Consider the following 3,923-nt stretch of genomic DNA (forward strand, 5'->3'; position numbering starts at 1 on the left):
CACCCTCCCTCACTCGCTACGAGTTGGGTGGGGACGTTTCTTCCCCCCGCGATGCTTTTAGGCTTCAATGCCCGTGGCTACGCCCCACATGCGAATGCTCCACCTCCGGCACCGAGACCGCCCCATTGGTCTCCAACTGCTGCAAGATCGCGCACTCCGCCCCCTGCGCATTGCACTGCTGCCTTAGCTCCACCAGCTGAGTCTGCAGCGCCAGCAACCCATCGATCCTCGCCTGCACATGTTCGATATGCTCGTCGATCAGCGCATTGACGCTGCCGCACGAGCCTTCCGGGCTGTCGCGCAGGCGCAGCAGGCTGCGGATCTCGTCGAGGGTCATGTCCAGGGTGCGGCAGTTGCGGATGAACGTCAGCCGCTCCACGTGGGCCTGGGTGTACAGCCGGTAGTTGCCATCGGTGCGGGCGGGCTCGGGCAGCAGTTGCTCGCGCTCGTAGTAGCGAATGGTCTCCACGGCGCAATCAGTGGCCTTGGCCAGTTCTCCGATCTTCATGGCAAATCTCCTGCAGAGGGCTTGACCCTATAGTGGCTACAGGGTGTTCACTTGGCAATAACCCGCTCTGTGGATAACTGCAGAGGCCAGTGCTCAGTTAAGGATGATTCCATGAACCAGCCTGTCAGCCCCGAACACAAGCATGACCACGGCCATGATCACGCCCATGACCACGCGCATGGTGACAAAGGCCATAGCCACGACACCCATGCCCACAGCTGCTGCGGTGCCAGTGCCGCGCCGGCCCTGGTGCAACTGACCGAAAAGGCCAGCGCCGGGGCGCAGCTCAGCCGTTTCCGCATCCAGGCCATGGACTGCCCGACCGAGCAGACCCTGATCCAGGACAAACTGGGCAAGATGGCCGGCATCGAACAGCTGGAATTCAACCTGATCAACCGCGTGCTGGGGGTACGCCACACCCTCGACGGCACCGCCGAGATCGAGCGCGCCATCGACAGCCTGGGCATGAAGGCCGAGCCGCTGAGCGGTGAAGACGAGGCCAGTGCCGCGCCTGCCGCCAAGACCCACTGGTGGCCGCTGGCGCTGTCGGGTGTGGCGGCCATCGCCGCTGAAATCGTGCATTTCTCCGCGCTTGCCCCAGAGTGGCTGGTCGCAGCATTGGCCCTGGCCGCCATCCTCGGCTGCGGCCTGGGCACCTACAAGAAGGGCTGGATCGCCCTGAAGAACCGCAACCTCAACATCAACGCGCTGATGAGTATCGCCGTGACCGGTGCCGTGCTGATCGGCCAGTGGCCGGAAGCGGCCATGGTGATGGTGCTGTTCACCGTGGCCGAACTGATCGAGGCCCGCTCGCTGGACCGTGCGCGCAACGCGATCGGAGGCCTGATGCAACTGGCGCCGGACATGGCGACCGTGCAGCAGGCTGACGGGCAGTGGCGCGAAGTCGAGGTGCGCGAGGTGACGCTGGGCGCTCTGGTGCGGGTACGCCCGGGTGAGCGAATCGGCCTGGACGGCGAGGTTGTCAGTGGGCAATCCAGCGTCGATCAGGCACCGATCACCGGCGAAAGCCTGCCGGTAGAGAAAGCGCTGGGCGACAAGCTGTTCGCCGGCACCATCAACCAGGCCGGTTCGCTGGAGTACCGCGTCACCGCGGGCGCCGGCCAGTCGACCCTGGCACGCATCATCAAGGCGGTCGAAGAGGCCCAGGGCGCCCGTGCGCCGACCCAGCGCTTCGTCGACCAGTTCTCGCGCATCTACACCCCGGTGGTGTTCGCCGTGGCCCTGGCCGTGGCGATCATCCCGCCGCTGTTCATGGCCGGCGCCTGGTTCGACTGGATATACCGCGCCCTGGTGCTGTTGGTGGTGGCCTGCCCGTGCGCCCTGGTGATCTCCACCCCGGTGACCATTGTCAGCGGCCTGGCCGCTGCCGCGCGCAAGGGCATCCTGATCAAGGGCGGCGTGTACCTGGAGGGTGGGCGCAAGCTGGACTTCCTGGCCCTGGACAAAACCGGCACCATCACCCACGGCAAGCCGGTGCAAACCGACAGCAAGGTGCTCGACCCGCTGTTCGAAGGCCGCGCCCAGGCGCTGGCGGCAAGCCTCGCCGACCGTTCCGACCACCCGGTGTCCGGCGCCATCGCGCTCTTCGCCAAGGGGCAAGCCCTGGCACTGAGCGAAGTCACCGAGTTCGCCGCCTTGGCCGGACGTGGCGTGCGCGGCGACATCGACGGTGAAACCTACCACTTGGGTAACCATCGCCTGGTCGAGGAGCTGGGCCTGTGCTCGGCGCAGCTCGAGGCCGAGCTCGACCAGCTGGAGCGCCAGGGCAAGACCGTGGTGCTGCTGCTCGACCGCAGCGGCCCGCTGGCACTCTTCGCCGTGGCCGACACGGTCAAGGACAGCAGCCGCCAGGCCATCGCCGAACTGCATGAACTCGGTATCAAGACGGTCATGCTGACCGGCGACAATCCTCACACCGCCCAGGCTATCGCTGCCCAGGTGGGGATCGACCGGGCCGAGGGCAACCTGCTGCCGGCGGACAAGCTCGCCACCATCGAGCGCCTGTACGCCGAGGGCCACCGGGTCGGCATGGTCGGTGACGGCATCAACGACGCGCCGGCCCTGGCCCGCGCCGAGATCGGTTTCGCCATGGCTGCCGCCGGTACCGACACGGCCATCGAGACCGCCGACGTGGCGCTGATGGACGATGACTTGCGCAAAATCCCGGCGTTCGTCAGGCTGTCGCGCCAAAGTGCGGCGATCCTTACCCAGAACATCGTGCTGGCCCTGGGGATCAAGGCGATATTCCTGGCGATCACTTTTGCCGGCATGGCCACCATGTGGATGGCAGTGTTCGCCGACATGGGCGTGAGTTTGCTGGTGGTGTTCAACGGCCTGCGCCTGCTGCGCAAGTAGTACAGCGCTCAGCTCTGCTCAACGTGGCAACGTGGGAGCGGGCTTGCCCCGCGATGGGATGGCGCCGGCAGCGCCGGTATCGCGGGGCAAGTTGCATCGGCGCACCGCCGCTCCCACAGTTCATGCAACTGTTCCATAAGAGGTTATCCACATGCTCAGTGCCGAGCTCAAAGCCTTCTACATGGTGGCCCGACTGGGCAGCATCACCTTGGCGGCGAAGAAGCTCGGGCTCAGCCAGCCCACGGTGACCACGCAGATCCGCAACCTCGAAAGCCAGTACAACGTCGAGCTGTTCTACCGTGGCGGCCGGCGCCTGGTGCTGAGCGAGGAGGGCGTGCGCCTGCTGCCGATGGTCAAGGCGCTGTTGCAACAGGAAGCCGACATCGAGTTCGAACTGCGCAACAGCGGCCAGGCCCAGGGCAGCCTGCGCATCGCCGCCACCGCGCCGTACTACATCCTCGACCTTGTGAAGATCTTCCGCGAGCGCCTGCCCCAGGTAGAGGTGGCGGTGGAGATCGGCAACTCGCAGCAGGTGCTGGAAATGCTCGAGGACTATCGAGTGGATATCGCCGCTTCGTCGCAACTGCTCGAAGACGCACGCCTGGTGCGCCGGGTGCTGGGCACCGACCCGCTGGTGCTGGCGGTTCACCGCAACCATCCCTTGGCGCAGCGCCAGGCGGTGTCGATCGACGCGGTGGCCGGGCATTGCCTGTTGATGCGCGAGAAGGGCTCGACCACCCGCAAGCTTACCGAGCAGATGCTGCAGGACGCCGGGGTGAAGGCCGGGGCGCTGCTGGAGATCGGCAGCCGTGAGTCGATCCGCGAGGCGGTGTTGCGCAATATCGGCATCAGCATCATTGCCCGCCATGAAGTGCCGCATAACCCCGAGCTGCGGGTGCTGGCGCTGGACGATGCGCCGGTGATGCATGAGTACCTGTATTGCCTGAAGGAGCGCCGCCAGGCGCGGTTGCCGGCGGCGTTCCTGGGGGTGGCGCAGGAAGTGGTGGGTTCGCAATTCTGACAGGGCCCTATCGCGGGG

3 protein-coding genes are annotated in these 3,923 nt (G+C 66.0%); 2 read left to right on the forward strand and 1 reads right to left on the reverse strand.

Annotated elements, in window-relative coordinates:
- Nucleotides 1-64 precede the first annotated feature (64 nt).
- Nucleotides 65-508 carry a cadmium resistance transcriptional regulator CadR gene (cadR, locus tag ACO6VM_RS25700; RefSeq protein WP_390968155.1) on the reverse strand — a complete coding sequence of 148 codons (444 nt, stop codon included), beginning with the start codon at nucleotides 506-508 and terminating at the stop codon, nucleotides 65-67.
- A 111-nt stretch (nucleotides 509-619) separates the two neighbouring features.
- On the opposite strand from cadR, the gene ACO6VM_RS25705 reads away from it, so the two are divergent.
- Nucleotides 620-2,884 (forward strand): heavy metal translocating P-type ATPase, encoded by a 2,265-nt coding sequence (locus tag ACO6VM_RS25705; protein WP_401055718.1) that lies wholly within the window; start codon nucleotides 620-622, stop codon nucleotides 2,882-2,884.
- 151 nt (nucleotides 2,885-3,035) lie between these two features.
- Entirely contained in the window at nucleotides 3,036-3,905 is an 870-nt protein-coding gene (locus ACO6VM_RS25710; protein WP_125465959.1) for a LysR family transcriptional regulator, read from the forward strand.
- Nucleotides 3,906-3,923: the final 18 nt, after the last annotated feature.

The organism is Pseudomonas sp. GZD-209 (genome assembly GCF_049310485.1).
GTDB classification, from domain to species: Bacteria; Pseudomonadota; Gammaproteobacteria; order Pseudomonadales; family Pseudomonadaceae; genus Aquipseudomonas; species Aquipseudomonas sichuanensis.

Bases quoted from the DNA above. Each gene is read 5' to 3' on its own strand.
- cadR (WP_390968155.1), bottom strand. From the start codon at position 508: ATGAAGATCGGAGAACTGGCCAAGGCCACTGATTGCGCCGTGGAGACC.
- ACO6VM_RS25705 (WP_401055718.1), top strand. From the start codon at position 620: ATGAACCAGCCTGTCAGCCCCGAACACAAGCATGACCACGGCCATGAT.
- ACO6VM_RS25710 (WP_125465959.1), top strand. From the start codon at position 3,036: ATGCTCAGTGCCGAGCTCAAAGCCTTCTACATGGTGGCCCGACTGGGC.